Origin of the sequence: Synechococcus sp. N32 (assembly GCF_900473895.1) — a bacterium.
Lineage (GTDB): Bacteria > Cyanobacteriota > Cyanobacteriia > PCC-6307 > Cyanobiaceae > Parasynechococcus.
Genome location: NZ_UCND01000017.1, coordinates 19279 through 39843 on the forward strand (window position 1 = coordinate 19279; position 20565 = coordinate 39843).

Sequence of the window (20565 nt, forward strand, 5' to 3'; positions counted from 1 at the left end):
TCATGGCTCCCTTCACCCCGCTACTGAACAACGGCAAACCAACCACCAGCCAGGGCAGCAATCAAGCCACAGGCGAGTGCTTGAAGCACAAATTGGCCTGAGTCTTTCTTCTCCCAGCGATCAATGGCCTTCGATGCGGTTACAAACGGTTCTTTGTTCCGGATCAACTTATCGATGTACCGCTCGATGAACTGATCATCGAGGTCAAGACGCCGCAGCTTGGAACGAATCTGGTTGAGCTCAAACTGATTCATGGCTCAAAACCTCGAAACTTTGCAGCCTGTTAATCATTGAAGAGCTTATTCCTCGAAACTTTATTTTGAATGATTCGATATTTTAGCAAGACTATCGCCTCAAGGCGACTCTTTCGCGCAAGAGAGATAAATGCGTCTGTCTGAATAAATCATAAGCCTATCAATGACCAACATATTGAACAAACCATCTAAAAGCCTTTGGCACATTTTCGCCCCTTCGGTTGCATCACCTCAATTGTTGTTGGCCTCGTCTTATTGGAATACCAAACGCGTTGCGCTTCATCATAGGTCTCGACATCTTTGAACGATCCATCGCGCAACCAGACGCGGTAATGGTGACGGTCATAGGGGTCGGAACTGGTTTCGGTGAACTGTTTCATGCAAGTGAATAACGATCGTGTCGAGCCAGGTCTGCTGGTCAATCAGATCCAAGCCTGGTGAATGCTGCGCGGCGAGGATCTCGATACCGCTCCGCCACATGTTTGCCCCATAAGCCTTCCCAGTAAAAGAAGATCACGCCATGACCACGTTGACGGGCCAGGCGGACTTTTTGTTCCAGAACGGCCATCGAAGTGGTGCGTTTGCCGAATCCCGCCAACACGCCAATCTGCGAAGGGATGCCCCAGCTGCGGGCTTTGCGCAGCGCCGGCTGATCCAGGTCTTTGGCGAATCCTCGAACCGAATAGGCATAGTTCTGCACCACCAACTCTTCAATCAGCCCGCCCATAGCCCAGAGCTCCCAGTCCTGCAGCCAGAGGTTGTAGGCCGAACGGAAGGGGCCTGGAGACAAGCTGATCCGGGTGGAGAGGCGCTCCTGCTTGAGACGCTGCCGCAATTCACGCAGCAGCGAGGTGAGTTGATTGCGGCGCCATTTCATCCACTGCCGATTGCTGTGATCCCGAGGAGGGACCAGTCCCGTCTCCTGCCGATACAACGCCACGGTGGTGGGGTCATAACCGAACTGAACCGGCCAGGCGAAGTGGTCGTCCAGTTGCAGGCCATCCATCGGACAGCGCTTCAGGGTTTCCACCACCAAGCCGATGAAGCGTGCACGAACCTCCTGATGGGCAGGATTGAGCCAAGCCATCCGGTGGTTGCCATGCATTGCCATCCAACGCTGGCCATTGGCTTTGGCCAACACCCAGCTGGGGTTGTTGCGCACAACGGATGAATCGGCCGGCTCCATCAGGCCGTACTCAAACCAGGGCATCACCTTGATGCCACGGCGCCGACCCTCCGCCGCCAGGGTGCAGATGGGATCAAGACTGACCCCAGCCTTTTGCAGCGGCGGCTCCACTGGAGCGAAGCGGCTGCGATGAAACGTGGTGCCACGGCTCCAGACATTGGGCACCACGCGATTGAAGCCCGCATCCTGCAGCTGTTGCATTGCAACGCTGATGCGCGTCCGGTCGTAATAGAGCTGGCTGGGGCTGTTGGTCAGCCACACCCCCATCGTGCTGCGGTTTCGGAGCAACCGGTCCAATCGGGACTCAGCCATCAGAGGTGCGGGAAGCCCCGCCATCAGGCTGACCACAGCAACACCAAACAGAGGCTTCCACCGCTGAGCCAACGCCGTTGAAGCACCGGGCCTCAAGGATGGCGCGGATCAACCGTGATCAAGCCGAACCAAGCCCGCTCATTTAACAGTCCATGGGCCCGCGGCCAACGATCAGCGGAACATTGAGCTCACAGAGCTCTCTTCATGGATGCGCCAGATCGCTTCCCCAAGCATGTTGGCCACGGAGAGCACCTTCAGCTGAGGGAAGACCCGGTCCTGCGGGATCGGGATGCTGTTGGTCACCACCACCTGCTCAAACAGGCCCTCAACGGACAGGCGTTCGCTGGCGGGGGGAGAGAAGACGGCGTGGGTGGCGCAGGCCAGCACCCGCTTGGCCCCTTGCTCCCGCAACAAGCGTGCACCGGCGCAGATCGTGCCGCCGGTGTCAATCATGTCGTCGATCAGGATCGCTGTCCGCCCCGCCACATCACCAATCACCGTGAGGCTTTCGGCCATGTTGTGGCCGGTGCGGCGCTTATCGATGATCGCCAGCGGGGCATCGTTCATCTGCTTGGCGAAGGCCCGGGCCCGCGCCACGCCCCCAACGTCAGGAGACACCACCACCACATCCCCCAGATCCTGGGTGGAGAGGTAATCCACCAGCACGGGAGAGCCGTAGATGTGATCGCAAGGGATATCGAAATAGCCCTGAATCTGGGCGGAGTGCAGGTCCATTGCCAGCACGCGGTCAACGCCCGACGTCACCAGCAGGTTGGCCGTGAGCTTGGCGGTGATTGATTCACGACCAGCGGTCTTGCGGTCGGCTCGGGCGTAGCCGTAGTAAGGCACCACCGCAGTGATCTGGCGTGCGGAGGCCCGTCTGCAGGCATCCACCATGATCAGCAGCTCCATCAGGTGATCGTTCACCGGTGCGCAGGTGGGCTGGATCAAGAACACGTCGCAGCCACGGATCGACTCCTGGATCTGCACATAGAGCTCACCGTCGGCAAAACGCTTGCAGACGCGGGGACCATCAGGCACCCCGAGATAGGCGGAAATCTCCTTGGCCAGAGCAGAGTTCGAGGTGCCGCTGAACAGGCGCAGACGGCGACTGTCCGGGGTCATCTGCTCCTGTTCGGAACGGGCTGCTGTCAGGAAACTTGTCACGGCGCCCGCGGAACGAATTCTGCTGTAATCCGATGGTAGAGGTGAGCAGTGCCCCCATGTCCACAGGTTTCCCACTGTTGGTGGGTGCGGGCCCCCTGCCTGAACTCAAAATGCGTCAGGCCTGCGAAGCCCTGGCACGGGCTTGCCGATGCCCTCTCACCACGGTGGCCAGTGGTGCATCACCGGCTGAGGTTCTGCAGACCAACCCGGCGGCAACAGGGCTGGTGCGGCTCAGCGGCGACGCAGCCCGGCCGACCCCGCAGGGTGATGCCAGCTGGCTGCAGGCCCTGGCCGACTGGCGTCAGCCGGTGCTGCTGCTGACCACTGCTGAACAGGACGGTTCAATCTCTGGCGCAGCCGCGGCCTACGCCGCCCTCTGCCGGGAACTTCAGGTGCCGCTGCTCGGCCTGGTGCAGCTCCAGGGCCCCTGGAATGGCCCAGCGCGACGCCGGGACGGCCTCAGCTGGCTGGGCTGGATTCCCGATGAACAGCATCCAGAACAGACCGAATGCGTCGACGCCCTCGCCCGGAGGCTGCAACTCCGCAGCCCCGCTTAACGCTGGGGCCAGAGGGGAAGGCTGGCGCCGGCGTCGATCTGGCGCAAGGTCTGCTCACCGGCCCGCTCGGCCAAGGGCAGCCGGCTGATGCGTGCGGGTTCAGGGCTGGCGATGATCGCCGCGGCCAGGCTCAGCTGCTCCGAACGACTGAGGTTGGTCTCCACCTCAGTGTTCAGTTGGTTCACCAAACCAGGGATCACTTCGATTCCACTGGGGGCCTTGACCTGTTCGATCAGACCCTCAACAAGGATGTTTTGGCGCTGGCGACGCTGGGAGACAGCCTTGGGATCGGGCAGATGGCGCACCAGCTGTTCCGCCTGGGCACCGTTGAGACGCTGTCGTCCGGCCTGGAGCATGACGGTGTAGTCCTGCGTCTTGTCCTGGCGTTTATAGGAGTCGCTCAACACCACCTCCACCTCGCCCAGACCATCCACCAGGCGGCGTAGGGCCGCACGGGGCATCACCACATAACGATTGGGATCACCCTGCTGAAGACCAACAATGTCGCGGATGGCATCGCTGAGAAGACTGACGCCACCCCGACGCCACAACTGAGCCAAGGGGCCCGGATTCCCTTCGCCAGGGAGCTGAACTCCGAGCTCCGTGGGGATCTGGAGCACCTGAAGCGGCTCCTGGGCCGCAATGCGAAGCAACAGCAGTGCATCGGCATTGGGGGGGCCCTTGGGCGCGGCCTGATTGGAGGCGGCACCCAGCCGATCCGCATCAACACCGATCACCAACACCGTCACCGGGACCTCCGGGAAGGGGGCCAGAGTTTCAGGTTGATCCGCACTCAGCGCAGCGCCCGCGGCAACGCGATCGGGTTTTGGCCAGAGGGTCGCCATCAACCACCCAGTCACACCAATCCCCAGCACGGCAGCACCGACACACAGCGCACCGCGAACTCGGGGTGGCGACAACCAGTTCATTTCGCTGGACGAACCGCAATGGCGCTTAGTTTCGCCCAGATCTCCAGTTCCTAGCCTGGGCCCCGTGAAGCCGTCATCGATGTCCCTCCGCCACGACTACCGCAGCCGACCACCCGAACAGGTGCGCGTGGTGGTGTTCGGAGCCACGGGCTACATCGGCCGCTTTGTGGTGAAGGAACTGGTGGAACGGGGCTACCAGGTGATCGCCTTCGCCCGCGAGCGCAGCGGCATCGGTGGTCGTCAGAGCAGGGACGAGGTGATCGCCGATTTCCCGGGTGCTGAGGTGCGCTTCGGGGATGTCACCGATCCAGCCTCAATCGCCGCCGAGGCCTTCGATCAACCGACGGATGTGGTGGTGAGTTGCCTGGCATCCCGAACAGGCGGCCGCAAGGATTCCTGGGCGATTGACCACGCAGCCACCCTCAACACCTATGAGCAGGGCCGGGCGGCCGGGGTGGCCCACTACGTGCTGCTCTCGGCCATCTGTGTGCAGAAGCCGCTGCTGGAATTTCAGAAGGCGAAGCTGGCCTTCGAAGCCGTGTTGCAGGCAGATGAGGAGATGAGCCACTCCATCGTTCGCCCCACCGCCTTTTTCAAAAGCCTGGGCGGACAGGTGGAAAGCTGCCGCAAAGGCGGCCCCTACGTGATGTTCGGAGGCGGAACCCTGGCCAGCTGCAAGCCGATCAGCGAAGCAGATCTAGCCCGCTTCATGGCGGATTGCATCCATGACGCGTCCAAACGCAACCAGGTACTGCCCATTGGGGGGCCGGGTCCGGCGCTGAGCGCCCGGGAGCAGGGAGAGATGCTCTTCCGCGCTCTGAACAAGCCCGAAAGGATGCTGTCGGTGCCGATTGCCCTGATGGATGCACCGATCGCCGTGCTGGACGCCCTGGCTCGAGTGTTCCCAGGCATCAACGACACGGCGGAATTTGGTCGGATCGGCCGCTACTACGCCAGCGAATCGATGCTCGTCTGGGATGAGCAGAAGCAGTGCTACGACGCGGATGCCACGCCGTCCTATGGAACCGACACGCTGGAGCAGTTCTTTGAGCGCGTGGCCCGGGAGGGCATGGCCGGGCAGGACCTGGGGGATGCGGCGCTGTTCTGAAGCCGCCATCCTTGGGTGACCAAGGCCCCCCCATGGATCAATCCACCGTTGACCCGGCCAAGGCCGGAAGGGGGCGCAGCACCGGGGTGCTGCTGCATCCCACCGCCCTGCCGGGCAGCCCCGTCTGCGGCAGCTTTGGTGAGCCCTGCCGCCGTTGGCTCCAGCTGCTGGCCGACCATGGCATCGGCGTCTGGCAGATGCTGCCCCTGGCACCCCCGGATCCCACCGGCTCGCCCTACAGCTCTCCCTCCTGCAATGCCCTGAACCCCTGGTTCCTCGACGGCCAGGACCTGGCCAACGAGGGGTTCATCGGCGAAGAAGCACTCACGGCCGCTCCAGGGGCTGATGCACCGCAGGAGGGTGCAGAGCGTGTGGACTTCAGCCTGGCCCAGCAACGGGCCACTGCCCTGGGGGATGCCCTGCTTGCCGCCTGGCCTGAGCAGGATCCATCGCGACATGCCGCCTTCGAGCGCTGGGCGCAACGACAGCGCAGCTGGCTGCAGGACCATGTCCGTTTCCAGGTTCTGCACGATCAACACAACACCGCTTGGTGGGAGTGGCCGCTGCCCCTGGCCCGGCATGACAACAAAGCCCTCAAGGCCTGGGCGCAGCAACACCATGACGCGTTGCTGCGGGAACAGCTGATCCAATGGCAGCTCGACCGGCAGTGGCAGGCGATCCGCCGCCAGGCGACCAACCTGGGCATCCAGCTGTTTGGCGATCTGCCCTTCTATGTGAGCAGTGACAGCGCCGATGTCTGGAGCAACCGTTCGCTCTTCACCGTCAAGGAGAACGGCCAGCTCACCACCCAGAGCGGTGTTCCGCCCGATTACTTCTCGGCAACAGGACAGCTATGGGGCTCACCGGTGTACCGCTGGGGACAGCATCGAATCACGCGCTTCCGCTGGTGGCGGCAAAGAATTGCGCGCCAGCGGGAGATGGTGGATCTGCTGCGCCTGGATCACTTCCGGGCCCTTGCGGCCTTCTGGGCCGTCCCCGGAGGAGACAGCACCGCAGAGAACGGACAGTGGCAGCCCTCGCCGGGTCACGCCCTGCTGCGCAAGCTGCGCAGGGATGCCGGTGGCTCTCTCCCCTTGATTGCCGAGGATCTCGGCGTGATCACACCGGATGTGGAACAACTCCGCGATGCCTTCCGGTTGCCGGGCATGAAAGTGCTGCAGTTCGCATTCGACGGCGCATCCGACAACCCGTATCTGCCGGAAAACACCGATGGGCATCGCTGGGTCGTCTACACCGGCACCCACGACAACCCCACAACGCTGGGCTGGTGGAACGCGTTGGATGCCGACAGCCGGGGCCGCATCGCCACGCGGGTGAATGGTGAGATCAGTGCTCCGGCCTGGCATCTGCTCGACATGGCCTTTGCCACAACCGCAGGCCTGGTGATCGCCCCATTGCAGGACCTGATGCACCTCGATGACCGGGCCAGGTTCAACACCCCCGGCACCTGCGAAGGCAACTGGAACTGGAGGCTGGGCAGCTTTGATGCCGCGCTGGGGAATGCCCTGGGCGGCTACGGGAGCAGGGGAGCGGTCTGGGGGAGATCGCTCTCCGGAGCCGGCAATTTGTTGACCCGGTAGATCCCCGGCCGCTCTTGATCCACGGGCAGAGGCTCTCCATTCCAGAGCACCTGATCCCCAGCACCAGCCGGAGGGTCCAGGCGCACCTCGATCGGGGCCATCAACTGCAGGGTGAGCGTGCCGGCGCTCGTTGCGAATTGAACCCGATCTCCCCCACCGCTGGAGAGCTGCAGCTCTCTTGGCTCAGCCACAACAACCTCCAGCACCCCCTGGGACTGCGGCAGGGCATCCCGCACCAGATCAAGCCACTGCTGAGGCGTGCGTTTCTGAACCTGTTCCAGGGGGCGCAGGGCTGCGATGCCTTCGTCTGAACCCACCGGGTTCGGGCCTCGGCTGATCGCCTCCACATCAGCACGCACTGGCTCGAGGCTGAGGCTGTTGCGCAGGGCCAGGTCCTGTTGTTGACGATTGATGGCCAGCAGGCTGAAGGCGATCACCGCCGCATAAACGACCGTTCCCTGCCAGGTGGTGAACACATCGATGTTGCCCAGGGTGAAGCGACCCAGGCCCGCTTTGGCGGGTCCGCGGCGGAGCAACACCGGCGGGGGAAGCAGGGGGTCGAGGCATCCCCCGGGCAGGGCCAGGCGACGCTCGATCTGAGGAAGCATCGAGGCGAGGTAGGCCCGCTCGGGCAGGCGATCACGCCAGCCCCGCTCCAGGGCCTCGATCACGGGGGTGGTGATCCGGGTCTCATTGGCCAGATCACGCAGCGAGAGGCCCAGCTCCTCGCGGCGACGCCGCAGCAGCAGCCCCAGATCCTGACGCTGCTGCTCCTGGGCCTCAACCGTGCCGGCATCAGGGCTGGAACCCTTGCGCGGACGTCGCCACCAAAGTCCTGGACGCTTCAGTCGCATGGGCTGTTGGGCCACTCCATCGGGTCAGCCCGCTCGAGCAAGGGCTTCCATTCTCGCTCGCTCAACCAGATCCAGCACCCCTCGGCCAGATCACCGAGCGGCAACCCGGCAATAGCCGTGCGCTGCAGGTCCAGCACCGGATGGCCCAGGGCTTCCGCCATCCGGCGGATCTGTCGGTTGCGCCCTTCCCGCAGCTCAATCTCCAGAAGCGAGCGGTCACCCCAGGCCCGCAACCGGCGCACCCGAGCGGGGCGGGTCAAGCGACCATCCAGAGGAAGACCCCGACGCCAGCGATCGAGGACCGGCTCCGGCGGCACACCCTTCACCCACACCCGGTAGGTCTTGGCGTGGCTGTAACGCGGGTGGGTGAGCTTCAAGGTGAGCTCACCCAGATCAGTGAGCAGAAGCGCACCATGGCTGTCGGCATCCAGACGGCCAACGGGGTGAAGACCAGCCCGATGCTGTGGGGGAAGCAGGTCCAGCACCGTGCGGCGACCCTGCGGGTCATCGCAGCTGCAGATCACCCCCACCGGCTTGTTGATCAGCAGAACCCGCGCCACACCACGGGACGGCAACGGCTGACCATCCACATGAATCGTCTGCTGCTGCGGATCGGCCTGGTCGCCAACGCGGGCGACCTGTCCATCCACCGTCACGCGGCCGGCCTGCAGCCATTCCTCAGCCCGGCGCCTGGAGCAGAGGCCCGCAGCAGCGATCAGTTTCTGCAGGCGCTGGCGCGTCATTGCAGGGTTTCCCGGGGCAGGAGCAGATCCATGCAGGCTCCACCGGCGGGATGGTTGCGAGCTTCGATGCGGCCGCCATGGTTAACGGCGATCTGCTGCACGATCGCCAGTCCCAGGCCACTGCCGCTGCGGTTGGAGCGGGTGCGGGAGGGATCCCCCCGATAGAAGCGTTGAAACATGCGCGTGAGATCGGCCTCACTCAAGCCAGGGCCATGGTCACGAATGCTGAGCAACCACCAGCCGCCGCTCTGGCGGACGGACACGTCAATGCTGCTCTCATCAGGGGAGTAGCGCAGGGCATTGTCGAGAAGGTTGAGCACCGCACGGTGCAACCGGCGCTGATCACCACGCAGGGGGCCGGATTCGCTGCGGTCCAGCTGCAGCGACACCCGCCGTTCCTCCGCGATCGGGCCAATGGATCCCCAGGCGCTGTCCACCAGATCCTCCAGGGTGAGGGGCACATGCTCGCTGTCGTCCTGCGGCAGGCTGTTTTCCAACCGCGACAGCTCCAGCAGGTCTTCCACCAGCAGCTGAAGACGCCGGAGTTCCTTCTGCAGCCGTTGCACCAGAGCCGTGTCGTCTTCCTTGACGGCCAGTTCCAGCCGATCGCTCACCAGCATCAGGGCGGTGAGGGGGGTCTTGAGCTCATGGGCCACATCACTCACCCAGCGTTCCTGCTGCTGTTGCTGGGCTTCGAGGGACTGACGGCTCTGGATCAGCACCAGGCAGCATTCGTCACTGCCCGGCAGAACAACCGCCTCCAGCGGGGTCCCCTGTTGATCCCATTCACAACGCTGGGAACGCAGCTGATAGCGGCTGCTGAAGATCAACTCCTCCAAGACAGGAATGTCGAGGACATCCCGGAGCTTCATGCCACGAACCAGGCGATTGGAGGGGATATGAAGAAGGCGTTCGGCCCGGTCGTTGATGTAGGCGATGGAGTGGTCTGGGGCCAGGATCATCCAGCCCTGGGTGGCCGCATCAATCCAGGCCAGCAGCTGGGGAGCGTTCAAGACGATGGAGCGATCCTTGGACGTTCGCTTCGACGTTCGCTTCGACGTTCGCTTCGACGTTCGCTTCGACGCCAGAACGCGGCGTCGACGCTGCAGCAGAAGCGTGATCCCAATGCCAGCTGCAAAGCCGAGTGCGGCGGAGATCACCACAGCACCCTCAGCCGAAGCGATACCCGAAGCCGCGAACCGTACGGATCAACTGAGGCGATGAGGGCTCCTGCTCAACCTTTTCCCGCAGCCAGCGGATGTGAACATCCACGGTTTTGGTGTCACCGATGAAGTCGACACCCCAGATTTTCTCCAGCAGCTGATCGCGACTCCAGACGCGCTTGGGGTTCTGGATGAACAACTCGAGGATCTTGTATTCCTTGGGAGAGAGTGTGAGGTCCGTTCCATCCCGGGTGACCCTGCATTCACTGGGATACAGGCACAGGTTGGCGTGAGTGAAGGAATGCTGTTGGGAGGGCGACGTCTCCGATTGACTTGACCGCCGCAGTAAGGCCCTGCAGCGGGCCACCAGTTCGCGCAGCCCAAAGGGTTTGACCAGGTAATCGTCGGCGCCCACCTCAAACCCCAGCACCCGATCGGTCTCACTGTCTCGGGCGCTGATCACCAGGATCGGGGTGGTGTTGTTGATGCGACGGAGCTCGCGGCAAAGGTCAAGCCCGCCCAAGCCGGGGAGCATCAGATCGAGCACGATCAGATCCACCGGATCTGAAGTTTCAGCGGTGATCAGATTGAGGGCTGAGGCGCCATCGGCGCAGGTTTGCACCTCAAAACCTTCCGTGCACAGGGCCTCTCCGACTGTTTCCCGGATGCTGTCGTCGTCTTCCACCACGAGGAGACGACGGGTGGAGACAGCCGCAGACAGGGTTGTCACGTCCATGAGGCGGGAGCGCATCCATTCTGACCGAGGACGAAACCCGACAAAGCAGAACAGCGGCTTCGCTTAAGGGCCCAGATCCCAGAGAAACAGGCCCGGCGAAACAAGGTTCAGAAGAAAAGGCTTAGAAGAATTCGTCGAAGTTGTCGAAATCAACCGCTTTGAACTTGCCCGCTTCCACCTGCTGCATCAGGCGCTCCAGCTGAGAGAACAAGGCACCACCGGTCAGCAGCGAGAGCAGCAGGGCCACCAGCAGGGCAGCGCCAGAGGCAAACCCGAAGATCTGAAGGCAGCAACCGATGAACAGGGTGACCCCGATGAGGGTGCCGGCATAGCTGAGGTTGATCTCGGCAGTCCCCAGGGGCATCAGAGGGAGTCTGTCCTGCTTCCAGCCATCCAGTTTGTTCTGCACCTGACGGCCGAAGGTGAGGCCGCAGAGCACACCCATCAACAGACCGATGCCCGCCAGCAGGTAGGGGGGCTGGGGCAGGGTCATCATCTGGAGCAGCTGCTCAAGCTCCTGGGCGCTGATCTCCTCAGGCATCGACGCCGATCTCAAAGAGCTGAGACCTTAGCGGTGAGTTCCACAATCTCGCTGGAATCGTGATCTCAGCATCACGCTGCCGCCAACGGGTTGAGGCGCTGCAACAGGCCGCCGGCCAGACGCCCTGGGCCGAAGGTGCGACCCAGCAGGCCGACCAGGGCACGCACGTCGTCGGTGTGCAGACGATCGTCACGAATCAGCGTCATCAGCAGACGTTTGCGCAGGTCGGCACCATCTCGGCTGAGCAGCAGCCGCAGACCTGCCCCAGCCACAGGGATCAATTCCTTCCCAGGAGCGGGAGCGTCCTGACCCACCACATCCAGCAAGCTTTCGAGCCGATCCAGGCGCAGGCGGCCTGATTCATCAAAGATCACCTCCAGCAGCTTCTCGCGCATTTCGCTGGTGTCACCCGCCAACAGTCGACGGGCCACGTACGGATAGGCCACAGCAATGATTCGGAAGTTCGGATCCAGCCGCAAGGCAAGGCCTTCCTGACTGACGACGGCCCGGATGATCAAGGCGAAGCGCGCCGGAACCCGGAAGGGGTAATCGAACATCAGCTCCGAGAAACGGTCGGTGATCGCCTTGAAGTTGAACGATCCAACCGAGTCGCCGAGGCTGCCGCCCAGCACCTCTTCAAGGGCAGGAATGATCGGCGTGAGATCGGCGGTGGGGCTGAGAAACCCGAGGGATTGGAAGTCCTTGGCCAACCCGGAGAAGTCACGGTTGATCAGGTGCACCACAGCACCGGTGAGGGTGAGCCGGTCGCTGTCGCTGATGGAATCCATCATCCCGAAATCGACGTACCCCACATGGCCGAGATCGCCGGTGCGACCCGGCAGGGCGAAGAGGTTGCCGGGGTGGGGGTCGGCATGGAAATAGCCGAACTCCAGGAGTTGCTGCAGGCCGCAGATCACGCCGGTGCGGATCAACGCCGTTGGGTCAAGACGCTGGGAACGCAGCTCCTCGCTGTCGCGCATCTTGGCGCCATCGATCCAGGTGGTGGTCAGCACCCGGGTGGAGCTGAGCATCCGCTCCACCTTCGGGATATAGACCGCATCGTTATCTGCGAAAAGCGCCGAAAACCGCTCGGCATTGGCCGCTTCCAGGCCGTAATCGATCTCCTCGAACAGGCTGCGGCCGAACTCATCAATGATTCCGCCCAGCCCGAAACCGAGGTTGAGCGGCAGCAGCGGCGCCGTCATCACCCCCAAAGCCCGGATCAACACCAGATCCCGCCGCAGGATGAAGGTGAGATTGGGCCGCTGCACCTTCACCGCAACCCAATGCTGGCCCTGCAGACGAGCCTTGTACACCTGGCCCAGGCTGGCGGCGGCGATCGTCGTGTCGGGAAACTCCTCAAACAATTCCTCTGCCGGCGCACCGAGTTCCTCGCGGATGCAAGCCAGGGCGGTGGCATGGGGAAAGGCCGGCAGATCGTCCTGCAGGCGTGTCAGTTCCTCCAGCCAGTCCCGACGCACCAGATCAGGTCGGGTGGAGAGGGCCTGTCCCAACTTGATGAAGCAGGGCCCCAGACCCGTCAGGGTGTTGAGAATGCGACGCGCCAGCCCCTGCTGAACGGCGGGGTCATTGCTGCCTCCACGCAGCAGCAGCACCAGCACCAACCCCGCCAGGGACCACAGCACCTGAACAAGGCGGGGAATGGCGACCCAGGGACGCAGCAGCAGCCAGCCGAGATCCCGCCCGGGGTCGTAACGCATCGCATCGCGCTGAGTACAGAGAGAGACTTTAAGGAGATCAGGGGGATTTGATGGCGCTTCTGCCCCAGCTCACCCGTCGCCTTGGTCAGCCCCTGTTTCTGCCGGCCCACGGACGGGGGGCTGCCCTTCCGGATGGACTGCGTCAATTGCTGCGACGCCGCGCCGGCGTCTGGGACCTGCCGGAACTACCAGCCCTTGGCGGTCCGCTGGAGGCGGACGGCGCCATCGCCGACAGCCAACGCTCCGCCGCGGCAGCGATGGGGGTGGCGCGCTGCTGGTACGGGGTGAACGGGGCCACGGGGTTGCTGCAGGCCGCACTGCTGGCCATGGTCCGGCCCGGAGAGCGGGTGCTGCTGCCCCGCAACGTGCATCGCAGCCTGATTCAGGCCTGCGTTCTTGGAGACCTGCGGCCGGTGCTGTTCGATCTCCCCTTTCAAAGCGACCGGGGCCAGCCGGCACCGGCGGATTCGGACTGGATCGAACGGGTGCTTCAGGCCCTACCCCGCGATGGAGCCCCCATCCGTGCTGCAGTTCTGGTGCATCCCACCTACCAGGGCTATGCCAATGACCCAACGGCAGTAATTCAGCGGCTGCAGCAACAGGGCTGTTGCGTGCTGGTGGATGAAGCCCACGGCTGTCATTTCGCCGCTGGGGTGGACCATCCCCTCCCCCCCAGCGCTCTGCACTGCGGCGCTGATCTGGTGGTGCATTCCCTGCAGAAGTCGGCTGCAGCACTGGCGCAAACAGCGGTGCTCTGGCTGCAGGGGGAGCGTCTGGATCCCGTGCGCGTGGAACGCAGCCTGGGCCTGCTGCAAACCACCAGTCCCAGTGCGCTGCTGCTGGCCTCCTGCGAAGAAGCCCTTCAACACTGGCAGCGGCCCAAGGGACGCCGTCAGTTGCTGCAGCGGCTGCAGGAGGCTGAAGCCCTCGCCAATGGCCTGCGCCACAGCGGCGTGCCTCTGCTGAGCAACCAGGATCCGCTGCGCCTGATCCTGCACACGGGGCAGGCGGGCATCACCGGCCTGGATGCCGACGATTGGTTCCTGCCCCGCGGTTTGGTGGGCGAATTGCCGGAGCCAGCCAGCCTCACCCTCTGCCTGGGGCTGGCACGCCACCGAGGGCTGGGACGGCAGATGCGACACCACTGGCAGAACCTGCTGCAGAGCTTCCCCGATCGCACTCCCTTGCCAGCCTTCGAAGCCCCACCGCTTCCGCTGGTCACCTCCCCAGCCCAGTCACCGACCCAGGCCTGGACGGCGGAGCATCAACAGGTGGCGTTGAAGGATGCGGAGGGGTGCATCGCGGCTGAATTGCTGTGCCCTTACCCACCGGGCATCCCCCTGCTGATTCCCGGCGAACGCCTCGATAGCCAGCGGCAGCGCTGGCTTGAACGCCAGCAACTGTTCTGGGGAGGCCAGATCCCAGACGCACTGACTGTGGTGAGTGGGGGCTGAGCTGGGACAGCAAAGGTGGCCTCAATCCTCAAGATCACAGCCAACAGCGATTGATAGTGTGAATCCAGGACGCCTCCAATCAGCGTGATCCGTGAGGTTGTCCTCGATCAGAGCCAAGCACCAGCGGCCCGAGCAGCCCTGCGCAAACGGTTGATCAGTGGCCTCGGTGTGGGGGGCTTTGGCCTGCTTGTTGTGAGCCTGGGGGGCTGGTGGTTCACCGCCGCGCTGGGGGGAATGGTGCACCTTGGCCTGCTGGAGTTCTTCCGGATGGCGCAATTCAAGGGAATTCGCCCCGCCACCAAAACCACCCTGGTGGCCTGCCAACTGCTGCTCTTCACCACCCAGTGGGCGATCCAGGGCGGGCTGCCGGCTGATGTGGCCCACGCTGTTCTGCCGCTCTCTGGAGCCGCCATCTGCGGTTGGCTGCTGCTGCAACCGGTGACGGGGTCCATCGCAGACATTGCGGCATCGATCTTCGGGCTGTTCTACCTGGGGTTTTTGCCCAGCCACTGGCTGAGTCTGCGCGGTTTGGACAACGGTCTGGAGATCACCCTGTCGGCCTGCCTGATGATCGTGGCCACCGACATCGGCTCCTGGGCCGTGGGACGGCGTTACGGGCGACGGCCCCTCTCACCGATCTCCCCAGGGAAAACCATCGAGGGGGCGATCGGGGGATTTATCTCGGCCATGCTGATCGGCCTGATCTGCGGCCAGCTGATGGGCTGGGCGCTGCATGGCCTGCCGGGCCTGCTGCTGGGGGCGCTGATCGCTCTGTTCGCCCTGGTGGGAGACCTGACGGAATCGATGATGAAACGCGATGCAGGCGTGAAGGACTCCGGTGATGTGCTGCCCGGCCATGGCGGGATCCTGGACCGGATCGACAGCTATCTGTTCACCCCAGCGGTGGTCTTTTACGCGATCGCTTTATGCCAACCACTGTTGGCCCCATAAGCAGCGCTATGGGGTGACGCTGGCCTGACCTTTGAGGGCCAGCTGGCCTGCCGCCAGCTGCACCTGCTCGATTCGAATGGCGGGGTCCATCGGCAGCAAGGTGCTCGGCTCATCAGCGGTCTCCGGACGGAAGCACAGTGTTCCCTGCTCCGCATTTAGGCGGAAGCGACGGCGAACAGGGTCTTGATGGGCCGCGACGGGCACCTGCAACTCGAGCAGATCCACGTCAATGCGCAGCGCCCCCAACGGGCTGAGCCCCATCAGCTGTTCAGCCATCCAGTCCCCGAGCCAGCGCCAGGGTTCGGCCAGCAACGCGCTGTTGAGCTGACGGCCGTTGAAACTCACCTCGCCTGCCACCTGGAACGGCTGCTTCAGGGCCAGCATCTGACCGGGACTGAGCAGCTTCATGTCCACCGCAATCGGACCGCTGCGCAACTCAACATGCTGCAAGGGCAGCCCCTGGAAACAGGCATCCCTCGCCGTGAGGGTCACACCATCCAGACGCCCCCGCAGCAACGACCAGCTGGAGCCATTCAGGGCCAGTTCGAGGCTGCTGATGCTGTCGCATTGGCTGCGAATCCACAGGCGCAGGGCCCCTGCCAGCACATTGAGAACAGGATCAGCCATGGTTCAACAGCGCCTGACACCGCTCAGCCACCTTGCGGGGCTGATCGATATGGGGAAGATGGCCGCAGGAGGGGAAGGTCTCCACCGGCTGATCCAGCAAAGCCTGAAGAGCCTGCTTCTGCGGAGCACGCAGAATCCGATCGTTGTCACCCCAGATCACGTGCAGTGATTGGGAGGGCAGGGGATCCCCACATCCGGCGAAACCACCACTGCGTGCGAAGGCCGCCAAGGCCTCCGCCCAGCCGGGGCATTGCAGGTGCAACGAGGCGATTTGCTCTTCCGGAGCACCCACATCCGCATCGGGATCAGCGAAAGCCTGGCGACACAGCCCCCGCCGCACACCAGGACGCCCCAGGAACCAGGCACCAAAACGATCCAACAGGGGCGGAACGGGCATCGGACGCCCCGTGAGACCGGCAGGAGCCAGCAGCAGCAGAGAAGCCACACGCTCGGGATGACGCCGGGCCAGCTCCACGGCTACTGACCCTCCCATGGAGGCCCCGATCAGGCTCAAGGGAGCGTCTGTGGGGAGCCGCTCCAGCAGGGCATCGAGATGCCGCAACACAGCCTCTGGCCCGTAGGTCAGGCCCCGGGGACGCGGCGAAAAACCAAAACCAAACAGGTCGGGGATGAACAGCTGAAAGCGATCGGCCAGGAGGGGAGCCAGGCGCCGGTATTCGAGAAAACTGCTGTCGAAACCATGCAGCAGCAACAACGGAGCGCCCTGGCCAAGCACCGCCACCGGGAACGAATCATCCACACCCAGACCTGGCAACGTCCACCACTGCACCTCAGCGGCCAGGGACTCGGCCTGCGGGTCAAGCAGAGCCGGCCGCAATTGATCCAGAAGCGTCTTCAAAGGCTGCTGGGGCTGAGTTCGGCAGTGCCCACAAGGGCCTCCAGCAAAGCACCAGGCGTCACAGCGAAGGGCAAATGATGCAGATCGGAACCCTCGCGGCAGGCGAAGCGACACACCTCCTGCAACTCACTGAGGCTGGCCTGCGCCAGACCCAGATCATCCAGGCTGACGGGCAGACCAAGCTGCCGCAGCAACGGCAACAGCTGGCGGTGGGCCTGGCCTGCAAGCCGGTTGCCACCCAGACGTTCCTCCAGGCGAAGCTGCACAAGAATTCCGAAGCCCACCTTCTCGCCGTGCAGAACGTGGTGACATGCCTCCAGCTGGGTGAGGCCGTTGTGAACGGCGTGAGCCGCGACAGTGCGGCAACGGGCACCGCCCAGTCCCCCCATCACGCCAGCAGTGAGAGCACAGGCTTCGGCGGTGCGCACCCAGGATTCACTGTCTGAATCCTCCAGCGCCGTAAGGCTGTCGATCAGCAATTGATCCCGCAGCACCCGTGCCATCTGCACGGCCTGCTGCACCAGACCATCACTGCTGTCGCCGCTGCTCACCGAGGCTTCGTACCACTTGGCCAGGGCATCAGCGACACCACTGGCCAACGTGCGGGGTGGGGCCTGGCGCACCAGACCGTGATCGAAGACAAGAAGATCGGGGCACCGATCAAGGGCCACATCCCCTTCGAAAGCACCCTGAGGGGAATAGATGTTGGAGAGAGCCGTCCAACCGGCGCAGGTGGAGGCGCTCAGTGGAACGGTGATGCAGGGCAGGGAAAGGCGATGGGCCAGCAACTTGCCGGCGTCCAGCACTTTTCCGCCCCCGGCGGCCAGAACGGCATCACAGCCCTGGGCTTCCGCAGCCAGCCTCTGAAGATCCTGCTCACAGCAGTCGAACTGAAGCTGCCCCTGAAGAGGTTGGAGCCCCTGGGCCAGGAGATCCGACACCAAACTCTGTCGCTGATCAGCAGTGGAAGCACTGCGACCCAGCACCAGCGGACGTGAGCAGAGAGATTTGATCTGTGGCAAGGCCTCATCCCAAGCTCCATCCCCCCGCAAGACGCTGGCGGGAGCAATGGAGTGGGACGAGATGGATCGAACCATCAGACGCTGGCACCGGCGAGTTGCGGTGCCGTGTCCACCTGACCTTTGTGACGGACCACCACCTTCTTGTTCTCATCGACATCAACTTCGGCGTGGTCGCCGTCCTTGATCCGACCCGACAGCACCTCTTCGGCGAGGGAATCTTCGAGAAGACGCATGACAGCGCGACGCAGCGGACGTGCGCCATAGGCAGGGTTGTAGCCCTCCTCCACAAGGCGCTCCTTGAAGGCATCGGACACGGTGAGGGTGATGCCTTTCTCGCCCATGCGGCCAAAGACCTCCTTGAGCATGATCTCGGCGATCTCCTTGACCTCGTCGCGGTTGAGCTGACGGAAGACGATGATTTCGTCGAGACGGTTGAGGAATTCAGGCCGGAAGTACTGCTTGAGCTCCTCATTCACCAGGGAACGGATCCTGGTGTACTGAGACTCCTCAGCGCTTTCACCGGAGAACTCGAAGCCGAGGCCGCCGCCACCCTTCTCGATCACCTTCGAACCAATGTTCGAGGTCATGATGATCAGGGTGTTCTTGAAGTCGACCGTGCGGCCCTTGGAATCGGTCAGACGGCCATCTTCCAGAAGCTGCAGCAGCAGGTTGAACACATCGGGGTGCGCCTTTTCGATTTCGTCGAAGAGCACCACGGTGTAAGGCCGGCGACGCACCGCCTCGGTAAGCTGACCGCCTTCGTTGAAGCCCACATAGCCCGGAGGCGAGCCGATCAGCTTGCTGACCGTGTGGCGCTCCATGAATTCCGACATGTCGAGGCGGATCATCGCCTCTTCGCTGCCGAAGAAGTAGGTGGCCAGAGCTTTTGTGAGCTCGGTTTTACCCACACCGGTGGGGCCGGAGAAAATGAAGCTGGCGATCGGGCGGTTGGGGTTCTTCAAACCGACCCGAGCACGGCGGATGGCCTTGGACACCGCCTTGACGGCTTCGTCCTGACCGATCAGACGCTTGTGGAGGGTTTCCTCCATGTTGAGCAGCTTCACCGACTCGCTCTCGGTGAGCTTCTGCACCGGAACACCGGTCCAGGAGGCGACGATCTGGGCGATGTCCTCCTCGTTCACCATCGGTGAGCTGTCCGAAGCAGGCGCTTCAGTTGCAGCTGTTTCACCGGATTCGGAGGTTGCGTCAGCCTTGACCTCGTCCTTGTTGGCCTGAAGCAGAGAACGGATCTGCTCCCGCAGTTCCACTTCCTTCTCGCGCAGTTCACCGGCCTTGGTGAAGTCCTGATCGCGGACGGCATCTTCCTTTTCCTTCTGGACGGAACGCAGTTCCTTGTCCACTTCCTTGGCCGCGGGGGGCAGCTTCGAATTGAGCAGACGCACGCGGGAACCGGCTTCATCGATCAGGTCGATGGCCTTGTCGGGCAGGAAGCGATCTGAGATGTAGCGATCTCCGAGGGTTGCAGCTGCCACAAGGGCGTCGTCGGTGATCTTGAGGCGGTGGTGCTGCTCGTAACGCTCGCGCAGGCCACGCAGGATTTCGATGGTGTCATCGATGGACGGCTCGCCCACATTCACCGGCTGGAAACGGCGCTCCAGGGCAGCGTCCCGTTCGATGTGCTTGCGGTACTCATCAAGGGTGGTGGCACCGATGCACTGGAGCTCACCGCGGGCGAGGGCCGGCTTGAGGATGTTGGCGGCGTCGATCGCCCCTTCAGCAGCGCCGGCACCGATCAGGGTGTGCACCTCGTCGATCACGAGGATCACGTTTCCGGCCGCCTTGATCTCCTCCATGATCTTCTTGAGGCGTTCCTCAAACTCACCTCGGTACTTGGTACCGGCCACCAACAAACCGATGTCCAGAGTCAGGACACGCTTGTCTTCAAGGATGTCGGGGATGTCGCCTTGCTGGATGCGCTGGGCCAGACCTTCAGCGATGGCGGTCTTACCGACACCGGGCTCGCCGATCAGAACGGGATTGTTCTTGGTGCGACGACCCAGGATCTGGATGACGCGATCGATTTCGTTGTGACGACCCACCACCGGGTCGAGCTTGGCTTCGGTGGCGAGCTGGGTGAGGTTGTTGCCGAACTCGTCGAGCGTGGGGGTTTTCGTGGATCCCTTGGCACCGCCGCCACCGCCACCGGCGGAGACTTCAGCGGTTTCACCGAGCATGCGGATCACCTGGGTGCGTACCTTGGCCAGATCGACGCCAAGGTTCTCCAGCACACGGGCAGCTACACCTTCGCCCTCTCGGATCAGACCGAGCAGCAGGTGCTCGGTGCCGATGTAGTTGTGGCCGAGCTGGCGGGCTTCTTCCAAAGAAAGCTCCAGGACGCGCTTGGCGCGGGGAGTGAAGGGGATCTCAACAGCGACAAAGCCGGATCCACGGCCGATGATTTTCTCAACTTCAACCCGGGCATCCTTGAGGTTGACCCCCATGGACTTGAGCACCTTGGCGGCAACCCCCGTTCCCTCGCCAATCAGACCGAGGAGGATCTGTTCGGTACCAACGAAGTTGTGACCAAGTCTGCGGGCCTCTTCCTGGGCAAGCATGATCACCTTGATGGCCTTCTCGGTGAAGCGTTCAAACATCGCTGGGCCAATGCAGTGATGTGACCAAGCTATCAGGGTTGAGGGACTGCTGCGAGTGTTCGGTTTGTTCGGTCACTTTCCAGTCTGAGACTGACCTGAAGCGCACAAAAAATAACAATGAATCCCACAAGATTCACCGCTTTTTTTGTCTCCCAGGGACGGGAA

20 protein-coding genes are annotated in these 20565 nt (G+C 63.1%); 5 read left to right on the forward strand and 15 right to left on the reverse strand.

The window, feature by feature from the left end; genetic code table 11:
• Nucleotides 1-20 precede the first annotated feature (20 nt).
• The 4 genes from DXY35_RS11970 to DXY35_RS11985 all read right to left on the reverse strand — a co-directional run bounded on the left by DXY35_RS11970 (nucleotide 21) and on the right by DXY35_RS11985 (nucleotide 2919).
• Nucleotides 21-254, reverse strand: coding sequence for a hypothetical protein (locus DXY35_RS11970; protein WP_115082528.1), 234 nt, complete (start codon nucleotides 252-254; stop codon nucleotides 21-23).
• A gap of 188 nt (nucleotides 255-442) precedes the next feature.
• Nucleotides 443-634 (reverse strand): hypothetical protein, encoded by a 192-nt coding sequence (locus DXY35_RS13040; RefSeq protein ID WP_115082529.1) that lies wholly within the window; start codon nucleotides 632-634, stop codon nucleotides 443-445.
• A 38-nt stretch (nucleotides 635-672) separates the two neighbouring features.
• Complete coding sequence (locus tag DXY35_RS11980) at nucleotides 673-1776, reverse strand: glycoside hydrolase family 10 protein (protein WP_371681790.1); 1104 nt, start codon at nucleotides 1774-1776, stop codon at nucleotides 673-675.
• 147 nt (nucleotides 1777-1923) lie between these two features.
• A complete protein-coding gene (locus tag DXY35_RS11985; RefSeq protein WP_114987798.1) occupies nucleotides 1924-2919 on the reverse strand; it encodes a ribose-phosphate pyrophosphokinase in 996 nt (331 codons plus the stop codon).
• Nucleotides 2920-2975: 56 nt separating this feature from the next.
• Here DXY35_RS11985 and DXY35_RS11990 point away from each other — a divergent pair, with 56 nt between their 5' ends.
• On the forward strand, nucleotides 2976-3476 hold the full coding sequence (locus DXY35_RS11990) for a hypothetical protein (RefSeq protein ID WP_115082531.1): 501 nt from the start codon (nucleotides 2976-2978) through the stop codon (nucleotides 3474-3476).
• Here DXY35_RS11990 and DXY35_RS11995 read toward each other — a convergent pair.
• The gene (locus tag DXY35_RS11995; protein ID WP_115082532.1) at nucleotides 3473-4405 is read right to left on the reverse strand and encodes an LCP family protein; all 933 of its coding nucleotides are present in this window, start codon (nucleotides 4403-4405) and stop codon (nucleotides 3473-3475) included. The genes DXY35_RS11990 and DXY35_RS11995 overlap by 4 nt on opposite strands.
• A 79-nt stretch (nucleotides 4406-4484) precedes the next feature.
• Between DXY35_RS11995 and DXY35_RS12000 the strand changes: the two genes are divergently transcribed.
• The gene (locus tag DXY35_RS12000; protein ID WP_115082533.1) at nucleotides 4485-5513 is read left to right on the forward strand and encodes an NAD(P)-dependent oxidoreductase; all 1029 of its coding nucleotides are present in this window, start codon (nucleotides 4485-4487) and stop codon (nucleotides 5511-5513) included.
• Between the two features lie 32 nt (nucleotides 5514-5545).
• Complete coding sequence (gene malQ / locus DXY35_RS12005; protein WP_115082534.1) at nucleotides 5546-7114, forward strand: 4-alpha-glucanotransferase; 1569 nt, start codon at nucleotides 5546-5548, stop codon at nucleotides 7112-7114.
• On the opposite strand, the gene DXY35_RS12010 is transcribed toward malQ, so the two are convergent.
• The 6 genes from DXY35_RS12010 to DXY35_RS12035 form a co-directional block, all read right to left on the reverse strand.
• Nucleotides 7048-7983 carry a helix-turn-helix domain-containing protein gene (locus tag DXY35_RS12010; RefSeq protein ID WP_244273159.1) on the reverse strand — a complete coding sequence of 312 codons (936 nt, stop codon included), beginning with the start codon at nucleotides 7981-7983 and terminating at the stop codon, nucleotides 7048-7050. The genes malQ and DXY35_RS12010 overlap by 67 nt on opposite strands.
• On the reverse strand, nucleotides 7959-8711 hold the full coding sequence (locus DXY35_RS12015; RefSeq protein WP_115082536.1) for a pseudouridine synthase: 753 nt from the start codon (nucleotides 8709-8711) through the stop codon (nucleotides 7959-7961). The genes DXY35_RS12010 and DXY35_RS12015 overlap by 25 nt, the downstream gene beginning before the upstream one ends.
• Nucleotides 8708-9874 carry a cell wall metabolism sensor histidine kinase WalK gene (locus DXY35_RS12020; RefSeq protein WP_115082537.1) on the reverse strand — a complete coding sequence of 389 codons (1167 nt, stop codon included), beginning with the start codon at nucleotides 9872-9874 and terminating at the stop codon, nucleotides 8708-8710. Before DXY35_RS12020 ends, DXY35_RS12015 begins: the two co-directional genes overlap by 4 nt.
• A gap of 7 nt (nucleotides 9875-9881) precedes the next feature.
• Nucleotides 9882-10610, reverse strand: a complete 729-nt coding sequence (locus DXY35_RS12025; RefSeq protein ID WP_115082577.1) for a response regulator transcription factor — start codon at nucleotides 10608-10610, stop codon at nucleotides 9882-9884.
• A gap of 121 nt (nucleotides 10611-10731) precedes the next feature.
• Entirely contained in the window at nucleotides 10732-11151 is a 420-nt protein-coding gene (locus DXY35_RS12030) for a hypothetical protein (RefSeq protein WP_006850033.1), read from the reverse strand.
• Between the two features lie 71 nt (nucleotides 11152-11222).
• Complete coding sequence (locus tag DXY35_RS12035) at nucleotides 11223-12872, reverse strand: AarF/ABC1/UbiB kinase family protein (protein WP_115082538.1); 1650 nt, start codon at nucleotides 12870-12872, stop codon at nucleotides 11223-11225.
• A 50-nt stretch (nucleotides 12873-12922) separates the two neighbouring features.
• Here DXY35_RS12035 and DXY35_RS12040 point away from each other — a divergent pair, with 50 nt between their 5' ends.
• Together DXY35_RS12040 and DXY35_RS12045 are read left to right on the forward strand one after the other, a co-directional pair.
• Nucleotides 12923-14326 (forward strand): aminotransferase class I/II-fold pyridoxal phosphate-dependent enzyme, encoded by a 1404-nt coding sequence (locus DXY35_RS12040; protein ID WP_115082539.1) that lies wholly within the window; start codon nucleotides 12923-12925, stop codon nucleotides 14324-14326.
• 84 nt (nucleotides 14327-14410) lie between these two features.
• Entirely contained in the window at nucleotides 14411-15277 is an 867-nt protein-coding gene (locus DXY35_RS12045) for a phosphatidate cytidylyltransferase (RefSeq protein ID WP_115082540.1), read from the forward strand.
• 6 nt (nucleotides 15278-15283) lie between these two features.
• On the opposite strand, the gene DXY35_RS12050 is transcribed toward DXY35_RS12045, so the two are convergent.
• The 4 genes from DXY35_RS12050 to DXY35_RS12065 are packed head-to-tail and all read right to left on the reverse strand — an operon-like array spanning nucleotide 15284 to nucleotide 20400.
• A complete protein-coding gene (locus DXY35_RS12050) occupies nucleotides 15284-15904 on the reverse strand; it encodes a DUF2993 domain-containing protein (protein ID WP_115082541.1) in 621 nt (206 codons plus the stop codon).
• Nucleotides 15897-16763 (reverse strand): alpha/beta fold hydrolase, encoded by an 867-nt coding sequence (locus DXY35_RS12055; protein WP_115082542.1) that lies wholly within the window; start codon nucleotides 16761-16763, stop codon nucleotides 15897-15899. The genes DXY35_RS12050 and DXY35_RS12055 overlap by 8 nt, the downstream gene beginning before the upstream one ends.
• Nucleotides 16760-17860 carry an iron-containing alcohol dehydrogenase family protein gene (locus DXY35_RS12060; protein ID WP_115082543.1) on the reverse strand — a complete coding sequence of 367 codons (1101 nt, stop codon included), beginning with the start codon at nucleotides 17858-17860 and terminating at the stop codon, nucleotides 16760-16762. The genes DXY35_RS12055 and DXY35_RS12060 overlap by 4 nt, the downstream gene beginning before the upstream one ends.
• Complete coding sequence (locus DXY35_RS12065; protein WP_115082544.1) at nucleotides 17860-20400, reverse strand: ATP-dependent Clp protease ATP-binding subunit; 2541 nt, start codon at nucleotides 20398-20400, stop codon at nucleotides 17860-17862. The genes DXY35_RS12060 and DXY35_RS12065 overlap by 1 nt, the downstream gene beginning before the upstream one ends.
• Nucleotides 20401-20565 lie beyond the last annotated feature (165 nt).